The organism is Pseudomonas sp. BIGb0164 (genome assembly GCF_024810135.1).
Lineage (GTDB): Bacteria > Pseudomonadota > Gammaproteobacteria > Pseudomonadales > Pseudomonadaceae > Aquipseudomonas.
On the sequence record NZ_JANUEA010000001.1, the window covers coordinates 382,729 to 399,785 of the forward strand.

15 protein-coding genes are annotated in these 17,057 nt (G+C 62.6%); 4 read left to right on the forward strand and 11 right to left on the reverse strand.

Annotated elements, in window-relative coordinates; translation table 11 throughout:
- Positions 1–178: 178 nt before the first annotated feature.
- Positions 179–1,663 (forward strand): APC family permease, encoded by a 1,485-nt coding sequence (locus M2394_RS01520; RefSeq protein ID WP_405046540.1) that lies wholly within the window; start codon positions 179–181, stop codon positions 1,661–1,663.
- A 19-nt stretch (positions 1,664–1,682) separates the two neighbouring features.
- Complete coding sequence (locus M2394_RS01525; protein WP_259171385.1) at positions 1,683–2,879, forward strand: iron-containing alcohol dehydrogenase; 1,197 nt, start codon at positions 1,683–1,685, stop codon at positions 2,877–2,879.
- On the opposite strand, the gene M2394_RS01530 is transcribed toward M2394_RS01525, so the two are convergent.
- A complete protein-coding gene (locus M2394_RS01530; RefSeq protein ID WP_259171386.1) occupies positions 2,856–3,752 on the reverse strand; it encodes a LysR family transcriptional regulator in 897 nt (298 codons plus the stop codon). The two genes, M2394_RS01525 and M2394_RS01530, sit on opposite strands and share 24 nt — an antisense overlap.
- 134 nt (positions 3,753–3,886) lie before the next feature.
- On the opposite strand from M2394_RS01530, the gene M2394_RS01535 reads away from it, so the two are divergent.
- Positions 3,887–5,107, forward strand: coding sequence for a multidrug effflux MFS transporter (locus M2394_RS01535; protein WP_259171387.1), 1,221 nt, complete (start codon positions 3,887–3,889; stop codon positions 5,105–5,107).
- Here the strand turns inward: M2394_RS01535 and M2394_RS01540 are convergent.
- Together M2394_RS01540 and M2394_RS01545 are read right to left on the reverse strand one after the other, a co-directional pair.
- The gene (locus tag M2394_RS01540) at positions 5,034–7,049 is read right to left on the reverse strand and encodes a bifunctional diguanylate cyclase/phosphodiesterase (protein WP_259171388.1); all 2,016 of its coding nucleotides are present in this window, start codon (positions 7,047–7,049) and stop codon (positions 5,034–5,036) included. The two genes, M2394_RS01535 and M2394_RS01540, sit on opposite strands and share 74 nt — an antisense overlap.
- A 3-nt stretch (positions 7,050–7,052) precedes the next feature.
- On the reverse strand, positions 7,053–8,624 hold the full coding sequence (locus tag M2394_RS01545) for a methyl-accepting chemotaxis protein (RefSeq protein ID WP_259171389.1): 1,572 nt from the start codon (positions 8,622–8,624) through the stop codon (positions 7,053–7,055).
- A 370-nt stretch (positions 8,625–8,994) separates the two neighbouring features.
- Between M2394_RS01545 and M2394_RS01550 the strand changes: the two genes are divergently transcribed.
- Positions 8,995–9,867, forward strand: coding sequence for a LysR family transcriptional regulator (locus tag M2394_RS01550; RefSeq protein ID WP_178920157.1), 873 nt, complete (start codon positions 8,995–8,997; stop codon positions 9,865–9,867).
- On the opposite strand, the gene M2394_RS01555 is transcribed toward M2394_RS01550, so the two are convergent.
- The 8 genes from M2394_RS01555 to M2394_RS01590 all read right to left on the reverse strand — a co-directional run bounded on the left by M2394_RS01555 (position 9,864) and on the right by M2394_RS01590 (position 17,017).
- Positions 9,864–10,148: a DUF971 domain-containing protein gene (locus tag M2394_RS01555; RefSeq protein ID WP_259171390.1), complete on the reverse strand. Its 285-nt coding sequence runs from the start codon at positions 10,146–10,148 to the stop codon at positions 9,864–9,866. The genes M2394_RS01550 and M2394_RS01555 overlap by 4 nt on opposite strands.
- Complete coding sequence (locus M2394_RS01560; RefSeq protein WP_259171391.1) at positions 10,145–11,089, reverse strand: HEAT repeat domain-containing protein; 945 nt, start codon at positions 11,087–11,089, stop codon at positions 10,145–10,147. The genes M2394_RS01555 and M2394_RS01560 overlap by 4 nt, the downstream gene beginning before the upstream one ends.
- Positions 11,086–11,916 (reverse strand): ABC transporter ATP-binding protein, encoded by an 831-nt coding sequence (locus tag M2394_RS01565; protein ID WP_178920160.1) that lies wholly within the window; start codon positions 11,914–11,916, stop codon positions 11,086–11,088. The genes M2394_RS01560 and M2394_RS01565 overlap by 4 nt, the downstream gene beginning before the upstream one ends.
- A complete protein-coding gene (locus tag M2394_RS01570) occupies positions 11,916–12,698 on the reverse strand; it encodes an ABC transporter permease (RefSeq protein WP_259171393.1) in 783 nt (260 codons plus the stop codon). Before M2394_RS01570 ends, M2394_RS01565 begins: the two co-directional genes overlap by 1 nt.
- A gap of 13 nt (positions 12,699–12,711) precedes the next feature.
- Positions 12,712–14,118: an ABC transporter substrate-binding protein gene (locus M2394_RS01575; protein ID WP_259171394.1), complete on the reverse strand. Its 1,407-nt coding sequence runs from the start codon at positions 14,116–14,118 to the stop codon at positions 12,712–12,714.
- A 119-nt stretch (positions 14,119–14,237) separates the two neighbouring features.
- Entirely contained in the window at positions 14,238–14,483 is a 246-nt protein-coding gene (locus tag M2394_RS01580) for a ferredoxin family protein (protein ID WP_028616162.1), read from the reverse strand.
- A gap of 51 nt (positions 14,484–14,534) precedes the next feature.
- Positions 14,535–16,259, reverse strand: coding sequence for a fumarate reductase/succinate dehydrogenase flavoprotein subunit (locus tag M2394_RS01585; protein WP_178920163.1), 1,725 nt, complete (start codon positions 16,257–16,259; stop codon positions 14,535–14,537).
- Positions 16,256–17,017 carry a GntR family transcriptional regulator gene (locus M2394_RS01590; protein ID WP_178920164.1) on the reverse strand — a complete coding sequence of 254 codons (762 nt, stop codon included), beginning with the start codon at positions 17,015–17,017 and terminating at the stop codon, positions 16,256–16,258. The genes M2394_RS01585 and M2394_RS01590 overlap by 4 nt, the downstream gene beginning before the upstream one ends.
- Positions 17,018–17,057 lie beyond the last annotated feature (40 nt).

Below are 17,057 nucleotides of genomic sequence, written 5' to 3' on the forward strand. Positions count from 1 at the left end.
TTCACGTCCGACACATCACTTTTTCTAGATGTCAGCCTACAAACATATGGATTTTTCCAAATGTTTGCGCCTTTTAAGCTCTCCTCACTCCTCCCCGTGATGGAGCACGCGTCGTCGGTACGCCCTGATCACAAGGGCGATCCTAAAAATAATGTGTCTGCCGACCCAAGGAATACCTATGTCCTCTCATTTGTCTGAACGGCAAAACGCCGATGAGCGCCTGTTGCACAGCCATGGCTATGACCAGCAACTGCATCGGGGGCTCTCGCTGTGGTCGTCGTTTTCCGTGGGGTTCGCCACGGTCTCCCCTGTGGTGGGCATCTATTCCGTGATGTCCCTGGGCGCCATGAATGCCGGCCCTGCCTGGGTCTGGATCGTGCCGCTATGCCTGGCCCTGCAACTGTTGGTGGCCCTGGTGTATGCCGAGCTTGCTTCGCAATATCCCCTCGCAGGCGGTTGCTACCAGTGGGTCAAGCGCCTGGCAGGTGATCGTTGGGCCTGGTTTACCGGGTTCATGTACTTGGCGTCTGCGCTGGCGTCCCTGACCACGGTGGCCTACCTGGGTGGTTTCTGGTTGTGGTTGTTCTTTACCGGCGAGCCGCCTTCGGCCAATGCCCAGGTGTTCTGCGGCGCGATTTTGCTGTTGGTCGGCCTCGGCGTGAACCTGTTCGGGATCAACCCGCTCAAGTACTTCGTCAATGCCGGAATCGTCGCCGAGGCCATCGCTTCAATTGGCATTGGCGTGCTGTTGTTGTTGTTCTTTCGCAACCATTCGTTTTCTTTGTTGCTGGAAGGCATCACGCCTGGTCCGGCAAGCGAGGGCTCGTACGTGTCTGGTTTCCTGACGGCCATGGCCGTGGGCGGTTGGGCGTTCCTGGGGTTTGACGCCTGCTCCCAAGTCTCCGAAGAGACCGCCGATGCCCGCACTTCGACGCCACGCGCCATCCTGCGTTCGATGATCCTGGTGGGCCTGACCGTCATGCTCACCGCCTTTGCCGTGACGCTGTCCTACACCAACACCGACGCGATGGTGTCCGGCCAAGTCATCGACCCTGTCACACCGGCCGTGGTCGATGCCTTCGGTGCCTGGGCCGAACGTCCCTTCGTGGCGGTGGTGCTGGTGGCTTTTATCGCCTGCGTGGTGTCGGTTCAAACCTATATCGGTCGCGCCGTGTTCGGCATGGCCCGGGATGAAATCCTGCCGGGGTCGGCGCTGTTGCGCCGGGTTGACGCACGCAAGGTGCCCTTCGCCGCCATGGTGTTCAGCACGTTGTTTGCCAGCTTCGGCCTGGCCCTGGGCTTGAATGCCACCGCCGTCGGTACCTTGATCGCGTTCGGCAGTGGCGGCTTCTTCTTTGTCTTCCTGATCGTGGTGAGCTGCGCCCTGCTCGCCCGCCTCAACGGCACCTGGAAAGCCGAACCAGGCACCTTCAGCCTCGGTCGCTGGGGCATGCCGGTCAACGTCGCAGCGTTTATCTGGCTGGTGTTCGAAAGCATCAACGTCGCCTGGCCCCGGGCAGCGTTGGCGCCGCCCGATGCGCCGTGGTTCCAGGTCTGGGCAGTGATCCTGGTGTTTTCGGTACTCGCGCTGCTGGGTCTGATCTACCTGTTCTGGGCCAAGCCCAATCAACGCCTTGCCAGCCCTGCGCTGCGCACACATTAACCTGGACTCGGAGCTTCAGATGCCTGCCCTTCATTATTGGAATTACCCCACGGACATCTTCTGCGGCCCTGGCGCACTGGAGATCCTGGTGCAACGCTGCCAGTTGCTGGACATGCGCAACCCCCTGCTGGTCACCGACCCTGGCATGCTGGCCCTGGAACCACTGGCGCTGCTCAAGGCTCAGTTGAGCCAGGCGGACATTCCCTTTGCGGTCTTCAGTGACATCCACAGCAATCCAACGATGTGCGACGCGGCCCGAGGCGTCTCAGCCTTCCAGGCCGGTGGCCACGACTCGTTGATCGCCCTGGGTGGCGGCAGTGCCATGGACGCGGCCAAGGGCATCAGCCTGGCCGCCGTCGACCGCCATGGCCTGGAGCGTTTCGAATGGTCCCAGGTGGTCAGCCGCTACCCGAGCCTGGCGGACTTTCCCCGGCTTGGCCTGCCCAAGCTGATCGCACTGCCTACCACTGCCGGCACCGGCTCTGAACTGGGCCGCGAAGCCGTGCTGACCTTGAGCGAGCACACCATCAAACAGGTGATCAGCCATCCCGAGTTGTTGCCGGCCACCGTCATCCTCGACCCAGTGCTCACCCGTGGCCTGCCGCCGGCACTCACGGCCGCCACCGGCATGGACGCCCTCACCCACCACATCGAGGCCTTTTGCTCGCCGCTGTACCACCCGATGTCGTCCGGCGTTGCCGTCGAAGGCGTGCGCCTGGTGCAACAGCACCTGCTCGCGGCCCATGCCGATGGCCAAGACCTGGTTGCACGCGAAGGCATGCTGGTGGCGTCCGCCATGGCCGCCGTGGCGTTCCAGAAAGGCCTGGGCGGCGTGCATGCCCTCGCCCACCCGCTCGGCGCGCGGTTTCACAAGCACCATGGTCTGTTGAATGCGATCCTGCTGCCTTACGTGCTGGTCGCCAACCGCGAGGCCATCAGCACCGACATCGCCCGACTGGCCCGTTACCTGGAGTTGCCGCAGCCGGATTTCGAAGGTTTCGTGGCATGGGTGCTGGACTTGCGCCAACGCCTGGGCATTCCGCACACGTTGAGTGAGATCGGCCTGGACGCCGACGTCGCCGAGTGGGTCGGTGCACAAGCTCTGGCAGACACTTCGTCCTCGGACACCAATGCCCGTCCTCTCGATGCGCAGGCCTACAGCCAGGTCTATCGCCACGCGGTCTACGGCGAACTACCCGCGGTGTTCCTGCAGTAAATCCTCGATAAACGCCCGCACGGCTTCGCTTTGCGGGTGCCCCACGTGGGTGATCATGCTGTGTTGCACGGCGTAATGCAGGGTCTCGGGGTGCAGCGCACGCATATGCCCACTGGCGATCCACGGGGCGGCGTAATGGGCTGGCAGGTAACCCAGGTGTGTCCCGGCCATCACGCCATGGGCCACGGCTTCCATATGGTACGCGGTGGCGGACGCGCGCTTGGGCACCACCGGCAGCACCTGGTCGGCGGGCAGAAAACCGTGCTTGATCCAGTCACACGCCTCCAACTGTTCAAGGCTGGGGGCCGCGACGCTGTACAGCGGGTGCTTGCTCCCACAGAAGATCCCGATGGCTTCGCTATACAGCGGTTGATAGGCCAAGGTGGGCAGCGGCCGACTAAAGTAGGAGATGGCCATGTCCAACTGCCCATCGATCACCGCCAGTTCCAGCTCCGTGGGCGAGTTGACGAAAATATGCAGGTGCATGTCGTGCTCGCGCTGGTAAAAGCGCGCGATGGCCGCATCGATGCGCGCCGTGGGCAAAGTGGCGATATTATCGGCCAAGCCCAGGTACAGGTCTCCCACCAGGCGCCCGGCCAAGTCCTGGGCCTCGTCACGAAACGCATCCACCGCACCGAACAAGGCGGTTGACGCCTTGAGGATGCGCTGGCCTTTTTCTGTCAAGCGGAACCCACCCTTGCCACGCTCGCAAATTCGATAACCCAGGCGCTTTTCCAGCCCGGAAATATGCGTGCTGATGTTCGACTGGCTCATGTTCAGTTCGGCCTGGGCCGCCGTGAACCCGCCGCATCGGACCACCACGGCAAAAATGCGCAGCAGCCGCAGATCCATGTCCGTCACGTTTCTGAGCACTGCAATGTCCCGGCTGGCGGCAAATGAAGGGGCTCATTCAACGTCAGGGGCGCACCCACGTCAATGGCGCTTGTATGCACCCGGTACGCCCCCTAAGCTGGCACTCTTTTTTGTCGCCCTGCCCCGGATATCCCATGTCTCGAAGCATCGCCCACCTCGCCCTGCTCCTGGGGTTGATCACCGCCATCGGCCCGTTCGCCATCGACAGCTACCTCCCTGCCCTGCCCACCCTGGGCGCCAGCCTGCAGGCTTCGCCGGCCGCCGTGCAGATGAGCCTTACCGTGTTCTTCATGGTCATCGGCGTGTGCCAGTTGTTCTACGGGCCGATCAGCGATGTGTTCGGGCGCAAGCTGCCGATTTATGCGGGGCTGGTGATTTTTACCGTGGCCAGTGTCGGCTGTGCATTGGCACCCAACATTGAAGTGTTGATCGGTTTTCGCGCCTTGCAGGCCTTCGGCGCGTGTGCCGGGATGGTGATTCCCCGGGCGATCGTGCGCGACCTGTACACCGGCCATGAGGCCGCGCGCCTGATGGCGTTGCTGATGCTGGTGATGAGCGTGTCGCCGATCCTCGCGCCGTTGGCCGGCAGCGTGGTGATTTCGTTGTGGAGTTGGCGTGAAGTGTTTGTGGCGCTGGCTGTCGTGGCGGTGCTGTGCCTGGTCATGACCGCCGTGCAGTTACCCGAAACCCACCCGGCCGAGCGGCGCCTGGGCAAGACCCTCGGCTCGGCCATCGGCAGCTACGGCGCATTGCTGCGCGACCCGGTGTTTATCGGGCTGGCAGTGGTCAGCGGGTTTGGCCTGGCCACTTTCTTTGTGTTCATCGGCAGCGCGCCGTTCGTGTACATCGAGTACTACGGCCTGACGCCCACCCAGTTCAGCCTGTGCTTCGCCCTCAACGCCGCGTCGTTCTTTGCCATGAGCCAACTCACCGCGCGTCTGAGCGCGCGCTTTGGCCTGGCGCGGGTGATCCGCAGCTCGGTGATGGCCGTGGCGGCGGTGATGGCGTTGCTCGCTGTCACCCTGGCATGGGGCAACAGCCTGGCCGTGATGATGACACTGCTGTTCATCGGTTTCGGTTTTCTCGGCCTGCTGTTGCCGGCAGCCGGCGTGTTGTCCCTGGAGGATCACGGTGCGGTAGCTGGCTCGGCGTCGGCCCTGCTGGGTGCGATCCAGATGATCACGGCGGCGGCGTGCATGAGTGTGGTTGGCGTGTTTGCCGACCACACCCCGGCACCGATGGTGGTGGGCATTGCGCTGTGTGCCCTGGCGGCGATGCTGGTTACGCTGTGGACCTTGCGCCGTCTGCCAGCGCATCTGGCGTCCAATGCCCCGCACGTACCGCCAGCCAAGTGAGAAACACGTGGGCCGGCATCGGCCGGGCGATCACGTAACCCTGGACTTCATGGCAACCAAAGCTGGCCAGCAGCGTGCACACCTGCCGGTCTTCGACCCCTTCGGCCACCAGCCGCAGGTTCATGATCAGGCCCAGTTGAATAATGGCCCGCACGATTTCCTGTTGCTCGGGCTGGTGTAACTGGGTGATGAACGAGCGGTCGATCTTCAGTTCGTCCACCGGTAGCCGAGACAAGTAAGCCAGCGATGAATAGCCGGTGCCAAAGTCGTCGATCGCCAGCGCGAACCCCAACTGACGCAACTGGGTCAGCGTCACCAACGCTTGCTCAGGGTTGCGCATGGCGCTGGACTCGGTGATCTCCAGGCACAACTGCGCCGCATCGGCGCCGGTCTGGGCCAGCAAGGCCTGGACCTGAGTCGGGAACGTCGGCGACTCCAAATCCTGCACACTCAAGTTGACGCTGATGCGCAGGTCACATGCCCGGCTCAACTGCATGCACTCGCGCAACAGCCACAGGCTCAGGGCGCAGATCCGACCGTTGTCCTCGATGATCGGCAGGAACACACCCGGAGCAATCAGGCCCAGGCGCGGGTGTTCCCAGCGCACCAACGCTTCTGCTGCGCCGATATGCCCGTCGCTCAAACGCGCCTTGGGCTGCAGGAATACGCGCAATTCACCGGCCTCGATGGCTTGGTCGAAATCATCCAGCAACGCCATCGACTGCAAACGCCGCTGCTCCAGTTCCGGGTCATAGAACACATGGCTCACCGCCTGGTGACGGGCGGCATCCAGTGCCACTTCGGCGTAACACAACAAGTCCTGCACACTGCGTCCGTGGATCGGGTAGCGCGCCAACCCCAGGCGTGCCTTGACCATCACCGCGTGCTGGCCGCCGAGCCTGAACGGTTTGTCCAAGGTGCGCGCCAACCGCGCCAGGCAGATGTCCTGGTCGCAGCGCAGCAGCAAGGCAAAACCGTCCGAGGGCAGCCGTGCCAGCAACTCCCCCTCCCCCAGCACCGCGGCCAGCCTTCTTGCCACGCCTTGCAGCAGCAGGTTGCCATCGCCGTAGCCGTAGAGCGCGTTGATGCGCTTGACGTCGCAGATGTCGAAGATCGCCACGGTCAGCCCCGACAGCGGCCTATGGCCGGCAGCGATGGCCCGGTTGACGTCCATGATGAACCGCGTGCGGTTGGGCAGCCCGGTCAGCGGGTCTTCAAACGCCAACTCAGAGATGCGCAACTCGCGGCTGGCAATCACCAGCAAGCCCAACACAAAGGTGGTCAAGCCGATGCCGAGGAACAGCAACAGGCACGCGCGGCGTTCGGCCTTGATCGCCTCCAGGCTGACGTCCGCGCCCAGCACCAATTGACTGCCGTGCGGCCCTCTGATGGGCAGGAAGAGCGAGCGAAAATCGCCGAACTGGTCGCTGTATTCCACAAACCGGCTGCGGCGTTGTGCAAACACTTCGTCAAGTTCCGGCGGCGCGCTGTCGTAGTGGCCCAAATGCTGGCCGTAGCGCCCGCTGGCGATCTCGGCGGTATTGGCCGAGTCCATCACGAACAGCGTGTGGCCCCCGCGCTGGGTGAGCACGTAGATCGAATCCACCCCGGCTTTTTTGGCGTAGCCGTCCAGGCGCTGCAACATCGCCTGGTAGCGTGGCTCATCGAACGGTCCGTCACCCAGCAGTTCGCCCAGGTAGTCATCGCCGATCACCACCGGCAGCGCCTGCACAATGGCGCTCAGGCGCGTACCCAGCAGCGCGTCATCGGCCGCGGCCTTGAAGCGATAACCGCTGACGGTAAACAACAGGGTCACCAGCAGGTGAATCAGCACAAAACTGAGGGACACCTTGCCCAACCGGGACAAGGCACGCAGCCGATGCCTGCGCACGGGTGCATCGTCGGGCAACAGCCAGCTGCGGTGTTCGAGCGCCTCTGCCATGGGTTACACCTTGAACCGCTTGACCAGGTTCTGCAGTTCGCCGCCCAACTGGGCCAGGTCGGCGCTGGAATCGGCCATCTCGGCGCTGGCCTGCGCCGACTGGTCGGCCACTTCGCGCACGGTCATGACGCTGCGTTGGATGGTGTCTGCCACGCTGGCCTGCTCTTCCGCCGCCGTGGCGATCAACAGGCTCATGTGCTGGATACCCGCCACTTGGCGGGTAATGGTCGCCAGTGCTTCACCGGTGTCGCGCACGCCGATCACCGTGGACTGGGTCTGCACCACGCTGGCCTGCATGCGCCGCGAGCTTTCCTCGGCAATGCGTTGCAGCCCGGCAATCAGGTTCTCGATTTCTTCGGAGGATTGCTGGGTGCGTTTGGCCAGGCTGCGTACCTCGTCGGCGACCACGGCAAAACCACGGCCCGCCTCCCCTGCCCTTGCCGCTTCGATGGCCGCGTTGAGCGCCAGCAGGTTGGTTTGCCCGGCCACCGTCTTGATCACATCCAGCACGCCGCCAATGCGCTCGCTCTCTTTATACAGACAGGTCATCGACTCGGCCGACATACCCACGTCCCGCGCCAGGGTTTCAATCTGCTCCACGGCCTGCTGTGACACCTGCAAGGCGCTGCTGGCCTGGGTGTCGGCCTCCTTGGCAGCCTGGGCGGCCTGTTCGGAATGGCGTGCCACTTCCAGCACGGTGGTGGTCATCCCGGCCATGGCGGTCGCCACCTGGTCAGTCTCGGTCTTCTGGCTATGGATGCCCGCGCGGGTTTGCACGGTGATTGCGGCAAACTGGCTGGCGGATGCGGCCAGGCGATGAGAACTGCCGCCGATCAGCGCCATCATGTCGCGCAGGCGGTGGCTCATGTGGTTGATCGAACGCAGCAACTGGCCCAGTTCGTCGGCACGCTCGCTGTGCAGTTCCACGGTCAGGTCGCCATTGGCGATACGTTCGGCCGCCTCAAGGGTCTGTTGCAATGGCGCGACAATCTGCCGGCCAATGCGCCACGCGAGCAACCCGCCGAACAGCAAGGCCAGTAACGTCAGCGAGCCGAGCACGATCACCACCGCTTCGACACGGCGCTTGGCCCGCACCGCTTCAACGTCGTAGAGCACATTGATTTCATCTTGCAGGGCAGCTAGATCGGCATTCAACTTGAGCACCGTGGGGCCTGCATTGACGCCGACTTCCACCGCATCATGGGCTTTCATGTAAGCGCGCAGCTTGTCATCCAGGCGGCGGATCTTGGCCAGGTCTTCCTGGGGCCACTGCCCGGCGTGCACGTCGGCGACGATCCCGGCGAGCAGCTTTTCCATCTGCCCGAGGCTGGCATCGTGTCGGGTCAATTGGGTGGCGTCTGCGGTCAAGGCATACACAAAGTTGGCGTCACGGGAGAACACGGTCTGGTCGAACAGATTGCCCAGCCGGTTGATGCGCTTGAGCGATTGGCCGTCGCTGCGCAAGGCGTACAACCCCGTCAGTGCCAGCAGCACCGCAAATGCCAAAAGCAAACCAAAGCCCAAGCCCAGCTTGCGGCGCACAGTCAGATGTTCCAGGGCAAATCCACGCGACATAAGTAACAACCTCGTTGCTCCCGTTTGCTCGGCGCGCAGAAACGCCGACGCCTCGCAGGTGTGCGATAGCGTCTGGGGGCAGATTTAAGTTAATGGAGCACTTTGCTCGATAAACAACCAGGCTGTTACTTGGCGATGAGTCAAAATGCCATCGCACAATATCATTGGCTGAACAAAGAATAAACGAAACATGAAAAATCCAAATATGGAGGAGTGAAATCCATATTTAGGTATTTATTATTAGTCGCTCAAACCGTACTATCGCGGCCCCTGAAACTTCATTGATTACAACTAATTCCGCTATAGCGTACTGCTTGGCGTCTTACGTATTTCGCTCACCTGAGCGCCTAGGGTCGTTATGCTGGATGATGTGGCTATCTTCGTTCAAATCGTGCGCAGCGGCAGCCTTGCGCTGGCCAGTAAAAAACTGGACATGCCCGCCAATACACTGGGGCGCCGCCTGGCCAGCCTGGAGCAGATGATGGGCACGCCGCTGTTGTTCCGCTCTACCCGCGCCCTGCGCTGCACCGCAGCCGGCGAGCGGTTATACCAGCACAGTTGCACTAATATCGACGCCCTTCATGCCGCGATAGAATCCATCAAACACATGGACGGCGAACCCCGTGGCAAAGTTAGGGTGCATGTGTCCACCAGTTTCTTTGAATACTCCGACACTAACTTCTTGCAAGTCTTTCTCGACAAGTACCCGGTGATCGAACTGGAGCTGATCGTCTCGGATATAGAACCCAACTTGACTGAAGAAGGTATCGATCTACTGCTGCGCGTGGGTAAACCGAAAAAAACCAGTTATGTCATACACAAGTTGCGCGACGTGACCTTGGGCTTATATGCCAGCACGCACTACTTGGCCACACAGGGCACGCCGCACACCTTGGATGACTTGATGGGCCACGAACATTTGCAGTACCTGGGCAAGACCCACGAAAACCTGCTGACGCTGATGCGTGGCGATGAAACCCACAGCGTGCCTATTCGTGGCCGGTTTTCTTCGGACTCGATGCTGGGCCTGATCAACGCGGCCCACCAGGGCTTGGGAATTGCCCTGCTGAACAACGTAACCACCCAATTCGATCAAAAGGACCTGATACGCGTGCTGCCGGAATACTACCTGCCCACCGAGGGGTTCTATGCGGTGTACCCGAACCGTAAATCCCTGTCGATCGCCGCCCTGGCGGTGCTCGACCACTTGATCGACAAGGCCGGTATCTGCCGGCTGCGCTAGGCGTCGCTGCCCAGGCCGGCCAGGTACGCCCACGGGTAGATACCACGCTCGTGCCCATCGCTGAACACCAGTTGCACGCCATAGCCCTGTGGGTGGATCTGCAGCACACGCACGGCGTCCGACACCCTGGGTTGGCTGCCGCGCAAGCGGAACGCCCGGCATTGTGAGCACGGGCATTCGCGACGCAATCGCGCATGCTCGATCCACTGGGTGCGGTCGGCCCATTCCAGGCGCAATCGCCCGTCCGCGCCCTTGCCAATCCCACTGGGAGCGGTGGTCATTGCAGTTGCGCCAGTGCGATCCGCACCGCCTTGCGCACTTCCGGGTCGGCGTCGTCGGCCGCATCCCGCAGGGCACTCAACGCCTGGCGATCGCCCAACTCACCCAATGACAACGCCGCTTCCTTGCGCAGGTTGCTGATGCTGTGGCCCAACGCCTGGACGAGTGCGTCGAGCGCCGGCGCATAGCGTAACCGCCCCAGGCTGCGGGTGGCCCGCAAGCGCACTTGCCAGTATTCATCGCTCAATGCGCCAACCAGTGCTTCGCCGGCGCTGTGACTGCCGACTTTGCCCAGGGTGGTCGCCGCCTCTTCACGCACTTGCCACGCTGGGTCCAGCAGGGCCCGGTACAACGCTGGCAACACCTGCTCATCGCTGGCCAGGCCGAGGGCGCCGGTGGCAGCGCGGCGTACTTCGGTGTCCGGGTCGCTGCTGGCCAATCTGGCCAACGCTTCCAGCGCGGGCAGGTGTTTGAGCCAACCGAGCACACCCACGGCTTCGCGGCGGATACCCGCATCGGCATCTGCCAGCGCCCGCAACGCCGAGGGCGCAGCGGCCTCGAGGCGCAACTCGCGCAGGGCACGGAAGATCGCCGTGCGCACACTCACGTCAGCGTGTTCGGTCCAGGGCAACAACAGTCTGCCCGCCTCGGCCGTCTTCAAGACGCTCAAGCTTTGCGCGGCCGCCTCGCGCACCGCAGGTTCCGCATCGGTCAGCGCCTCGCACAGTGCCTGCACCACCTCATCCTCTTCCCAGGCTTCCAGCAAGGCGGCGGCTTGGGCGCGCACTTCCACGGCCGGGTCCTGGCGCAGGCTGTCCACCAGCCATGCCAGGCCGTCGGGTTCTTCCAGGTCGGCCAGGTCGATCAGGGCAATGCGTCGCATGGCAGCGTCCGATGCCTGCAGGCGCGGGCGCAGGGCTTCTATTTCGGGGTTATAGGTCATATGGCAAATCGCGGTATGGAATGATCAATGGGCAACCCAAGCGGGTTCAACCGGGGCAACTGGCGTCCATCTTCGTGGTGCAGCAGTTCCAGGCAGTGGCGCTTGAGGTGGGTAAATTCAGGGGTGGTCATCAGCCCGGTGTGGCGCGGGCGTGGGAAGTCCAGGGTGAAGTCTTCGATAATGCGGCCTGGGCGCGGGCTCATCACCAGGATGCGGTCGGCCAGGAACAACGCTTCATCGATGTCATGGGTGACAAACACCACGGTGGTGCGGATCTGCGTCCAGATATCCAGCAACAAAGCCTGCATCTTCATGCGTGTCAGCGCGTCCAGCGCGCCAAACGGTTCATCCATCAGCAACAGACGCGGGCGATTGATCAGCACCCGAGCGATTTCCACCCGCTGCTGCATGCCGCCCGACAATTGATTCGGCCAGCGTTCGGCAAAGCCTTCCAGCCCCACCAGCGCGAGGATTTCATCCGCCGCCGCCAACCGCTCGGCCTTGCCGACGCCGCGCATCTTCAGGCCGAACGCGACGTTCTCACGCACACTGCGCCAGGGGAACAGCGTGTGTTGCTGAAACACCATGCCACGCTGCTGGGACGGCCCGGACACCGCCTGCCCGTCCATGTGCAAAGTGCCCTGGCTCGGCACCAGGTGGCCAGCCAGCGCCCCCAACAAGGTGGACTTGCCGCAGCCCGACGGGCCCAGGATGCACACGAACTGGCCCGGCTCGATGCTGCAATCAAGTGCTTTGACCGCCTCAAAAGCCTGGGCTTTTTCGCCCAGCACAATCGACAACCCGCTGATTGCTATACGACCTTCCATCAGGCTTTACCTCGCAGGCGATGCCAAGGGGTGAATGCCGCGCCCAGGCGCTTGACCAGCCAACTGCTGCCCATGCCCAGTACGCCGATCAACAACATGCCGACCACGATGTCGGCATAGTTCTGCAAGGTGTATGACTCCCAGGTGTAGTAACCGATACCGAACTGCCCCGAGATCATCTCGGCCGTCACCAGGCAGAACCACGACGTGCCCATGCCAATGGCAAGGCCAGTGATGATGCTCGGCGCAGCGCCCGGCACGATCACTTCGCGCAGAATGGCACCCCGCCCTGCCCCCAGGCTGCGTGCCGAGGCGATCAATCGAGGGTCCACCCCTTCAACGCCATGCACGGTATTGAGCAAAATCGGAAACAGCGCGCCGGTGAAGGTGATGAACACCATCGACAGTTCCGACGACGGGAACATCAGGATCGCCAGGGGAATCCACGCCACCGCAGGAATCGGGCGGATCACCTCCAGCGGCGGCAGCAAGACATCTTCGGCCCACTTCCAGCGGCCGATGGCGATCCCCAACCCGATGCCCACCAGCACCGCCACCAAGTAACCTTCAAACACCCGGCCCAGGCTGGCCCCCAGGTGCCGGGCCAGCTTGCCCGAGTCCACCAGGGCCAGCGCCGCCTCCAGCACGGCGCCAGGCGTGGGCACATTGGCGAAGGTCACCAGCCACAGGTTCCAGTGATGGCTGGCGGCGAGTTGCCAGAACAGCAGGCACACCAGCAAGGAACTGGCCCGGGGCAGCCAGCGATAAGCGGCAGTTGGCATGGGCATGTTCCTGTCAGCGACCGGCGACGGCTTGGGCGCCGGCGCGAGTGAAGTCAAACACCTGGCCGCCCTGGGCATCGGCGAATTGCTGCGCCTGGCCCTTGAGCAGGAAGGCACTCAACTTGCCCTGGCGATCACTGGCAAACCAGGCCTGGCTGGCCAATAGCTTGATGCCGCTGTCTTGGGCCTGGGCGTACACCGCACGCACGGCCTTGCCGTCTTTTTTCAAACTGGCCAGTGCGCTGAACGCCGCTTCGGCCGAGGCGTAGTCACGTACCTTGGGCTCGCCCTTGACCCAGATCTGCGCGACGTGGGTCCAGTCGGTGATGGGCTTGCCCGTGAGCGCATCGTTGGCCTTGAGCGGCGCCTGGGCGTAGTTGGCCAGTTGCGCTTGATAATCCAGGCCCGACGCCTTAAAGGCAGCGCGGATGTACTGGTCGTCAATGAAGGTGTTGAGGTCCAGGCCACGGTCGGCCTTTTTCAGCAGCTTGAGGGTGTCGATGGCCGTGCCCACGGCCTGGCGGTATTCCGGCTTCCAGCTGAGGTCACGGGTTTGCACACCCAGCGGCCCGTGGAACAGGTAGTTGACCTCGGCCTCCACGCCGGTGACTTTTTCGATCAGCTCGCTGTACTTTTCAGGCTCTGCGGCGAGCAATTGATTGGCCTCGATACTCGCACGCAGGTAGGCGACCACCACTTCGGGGTACTGGCGCGCATAGCGTTCATCCACCAGGGCACCGTGGAAAGTCGGGGTGTTGGATTGCGAGCCGTCGTAGATCTTGCGGGCAAAGCCACGGTTGGGGAACAACTCGGCGAACGGCACAAAGTCGGCGTGAGCGTCGATCTTGTCAGCCTGCAACGCCGACCCGGCGACTTCAGGCGCCTGGGCGATGATGTTCACGTCCTTGAGCGGGTCCCAGCCCTGGGCAGCCACGGCACGCAGCAGCATGCCGTGGGCCGTGGAGGCGAACGGCACGGAGAGGGTCTTGCCTTTGAGGTCTGCCAGGGACTGGGCCGAAGACCCTGCCGGCACCACGATGCCATTGCCGCTGCCCTTGATATTGCCCGACAGCACACTGATAAACAGGCTGTGCTTGCCCGCTGTTTCATAGGCCACGCCGTTGAACGCCCCGGGGAAGTCGGCCATGGCGCCGAAGTCGAGCTTGCCGGCGACCATTTCATTGGTCAGTGGCGCACCGCTGGTGAAGTTCTTCCACTGGATATCGTAGGTGGCGTCCTTGTATTGGCCGTCGTGGGGCAAGTATTTTTCCAGCAGCCCCAGTTCGCGGATCAGCAGGCCGCCAGCGGCGCAATTGATGGTGGTGTCCTGGGTGCCGATGGCCACCCGGATGGTCTGGGCCTGCACGGACAGGCTCAGGGAGGCCAGCACCAGGCTGGCAACGGTTGCGCGCAAGAACATTGGGTATTTCCCCTCGAATCATGGTTATAGGATCGTCTCCGCCGTGATCGGGCACGGTGGGAAACGAGGGGGTGCAGCGTGGGCGTCCGGTGTAGGCGGATGGCTTTGAATCAACACACTCAGCGCAGCAGGTACGGGATCTCGACCTTGACGGCGCCGGTGGGGCAATCCTTCTCGCAGGGCATGCAGTACCAGCACTCGTCGAAGGCCATGTAGGCCTTCTGCGTGGCCGGGTTGATTGCCAGCAGGTCCATGGGGCACACGTCGACGCACACCGTGCAGCCCTTTTCGGCGATGCACTTGTCTTCGTCGATCGTCACCGGCGCGTTGGAGCGGAAGAATATTTCCTGGGGCTGGTAGGCCATTTCACGGTGTCCTTGGCGCTTTTGCGCTCTCTGCAGGTATTACGGATTGCCTCAGGCGGCACCGACACGCAGGCGGTCATAGGCTTGCAGCTCGTCGGCGTCCAGGGGGATTACGTAGGGCTCTACCGGCTTCTTGAAGCTGACCATCTGCCCGTCTTCACCCTTTTTCAGGTGGCAATGGCAAAACCAGTCGGCGTCATTGCGCAGCGGGTGATCGACACGGTGGTGGTACAGCCCCCAGCGGCTTTCGGCGCGGTACAGCGAAGCGCGGGCAGCCATCTCGGCGCAATCACGGATCACACTGGTTTCCATGGCGCGCATCAATTCGTGAGGGTTGTGGGCCTTCATCTGGTCCAGGTCGCGCTGGATATCGCCAAAGCGCTGCAGGCCGATCTCCATCTTGCGGGTGACCTTGGGCGGTTGCAGGTAGTCATTCACGAAGCGACGCAGCTTGTATTCGACCTGGGCCGGTGGCAGCCCGGTGTCGCGGTCCAGTGGCGCGTACACCCGGGACTGTTCGGCGGCGACTTGTTCAGCGCTGACCGCACTGAACTCTCGCTCAGCCACGTACTGCGCAGCGTTGGTGCCGGCAAACCAGCCATAGGTAAACGCGCCGAGCATGTAGTTGTGCGGCACCGCCGCCATGTCGCCGGCCGAATACAGGCCCTTTACCGAGGTTTCCGCACGTTCATTCACCCACACGCCCGAGGCCGAATGCCCGCTGCAAAAGCCGATCTCGGAGATGTGCATTTCCACCATGTCGCTGCGGTAATCCGTACCCCGGTTGGCGTGGAACTGGCCCCGGCTGGGGCGCTCATTGCTGTGCAGGATCTGCTCGATGTTCTGGATGGTTTCTTCGGCCAAGTGGTCCAGCTTCAAGAACACCGGACCGTTGCCGCTTTCCAGCTCCTGGTGGAACTCCCACATCATCTGGCCGCTCCAGTAGTCGCACTCGATGAAGCGTTCACCTTTGTTGTTGGCCGTGTAACCGCCCAACGGGCCGGTGACGTAGGCGCACGCCGGGCCGTTGTAGTCCTTGATCAGGGGGTTGATCTGGAAACATTCCAGGTTCGCCAGCTCCGCCCCGGCGTGGTAGGCCATGGCGTAGCCGTCGCCGGCATTGGTGGGGTTTTCATACGTGCCCATCAAATAGCCCGAAGACGGCAGGCCCAGGCGACCAGCCGCGCCGCAGCAAAGGATCACCGCCTTGGCCTTGATCACCTGGAAGTCCGCCGTGCGGCAGTCAAAGCCCATCACCCCATTCACCGCGCCTTCGCTGTCGGTCAGCAGGCGCGTGCACACCAGACGGTTGGTGATGTTCACCCGGGCACGCTTGAGCTGTCGGTACAGGACTTTCTTGATGTCGTGGCCTTCGGGCATGGGCAGCACGTAGGCACCCATGTGGTGGACCTTCTTCACCGCGTAGTCGCCGGTCTCATCCTTCTCGAACTTCACACCCCAGCGGTCCAGTTGCTCGATGGTCTCGAAACTGTGGGTGGCGTAGGCATACACCGCCGCCTGGTTGACGATGCCGTCGTTGGCGATGGTGATTTCCTTGGTGTACTGCTCGGGCGTCGAATGGCCCGGGATAATCGCGTTGTTCAGCCCGTCCATGCCCATGCTGATCGCGCCGCTGCGCTTGACGTTGGCTTTGTCGATCAGCAGCACGCGCAGGTCGCGGTTGGCTTCCTTGGCCTTGATTGCGGCCATGGGGCCGGCCGTACCGCCGCCAATCACCACGATGTCGTATTCCAGTTCCAGGGTCTGGCGGCTCATGGGCGGGTTCCTCGCTCGCGGTCGATACGCAGGCGGTACTGGAACGCATCGCCACGGTAATACAGGTGCTCGAAGTCCACGGGCTGGCCGTCGGCGGTGTGGGTCAGGCGCTCGATGTGCATGATCGGCGAGCCGGGTTCAACGTTCAGCGCCTGGGTCAGGTCGCTGTCGGCCAGGACTGCATCAATAGCGACGTCGGCATGGCCCAGTTGCAGGCCGCAGTCGTTTTCCAGGATCAGGAAGATGTCGCGGGTGACCAGGTCGGCTTTTTCAAGGCGTTCGCCCACTGCCTGGTTGAGGTAGGTGATCTCCAGGGACACCGGCTCGCGGTTGATCAGGCGCACCCGCTTGATCTGCGCCACCGTGGTGCCCTCCTCCAATCCGAGGCGCTCGGCCACTTGCTTGTCAGCTGGCACAAAGCGAAAGCTGCGCAAGCGGTTGATCACTTCATAGCCGCGCTCGGTCATGGATTCGGCCAAGCCTTGCAGGGTGCTGACGTTCTGGTAGGCCTTGGGTTTGGACACGAAGGTGCCTTTGCCGTGAATCTTGAAGATCAGCCCTTCTTTCTGCAGGTCGCCCAAGGCTTGGCGCACGGTGATCCGGCTGACCTTGAAGCGCGCGCCCAACTCGGCTTCGGACGGCATCTGCGTATTGGGGGCGTATTGGCCATCCAGGATGCCGCTGCGCAACAAATCACGCAGTTGGGCATGCAGGGGAATGCTGGACAGCGGGGATAAGGCAACGGCGGATTCGTTCATCAAGGTCACTTGTCATAACGAGTTATGACGTCATCTTAAG